The 328-nt window shown below is 59.1% G+C and carries 1 protein-coding gene; it reads left to right on the top strand.

Translation table 11 applies throughout. The features are described 5' to 3' along the window. A partial coding sequence (locus tag SB771_RS33825; protein WP_410721897.1) for an aldehyde dehydrogenase family protein occupies positions 1-169 on the top strand: 169 nt, incomplete at its 5' end. Positions 170-328 lie beyond the last annotated feature (159 nt).

Here is a 328-nt window from a genome sequence, read left to right as displayed (position 1 = left end):
GGTGTTCATCAACAGCCAGAACGTACGCGACCTGCGCCAGCCGTTCGGCGGCGTGAAAGGTTCGGGTACCGGGCGTGAAGGTGGGCAGTACAGCTTCGAGGTCTTTGCAGAGATCAAGAACGTGTGTATTTCCATGGGTAACCACCACATTCCTCGCTGGGGCATTTAACCCTCTGTGCGGTTTACACCGTCCCTGTAGGAGCGGCCTTGTGCCGCGAATGGGCCGCAAAGCGGCCCCAATCACACGGTCAGCCCTGCCACTTGCCGCCTTCGACGATCACGCTTTCCGGCTTGGTGTCATCGCTCAGTTCCTTGCGCACATACTGGT

The organism is Burkholderia sp. SIMBA_051 (assembly GCF_046534915.1).
GTDB lineage: Bacteria > Pseudomonadota > Gammaproteobacteria > Burkholderiales > Burkholderiaceae > Burkholderia > Burkholderia ambifaria.
This window is presented reverse-complemented; position numbering and strand designations above follow the sequence as displayed.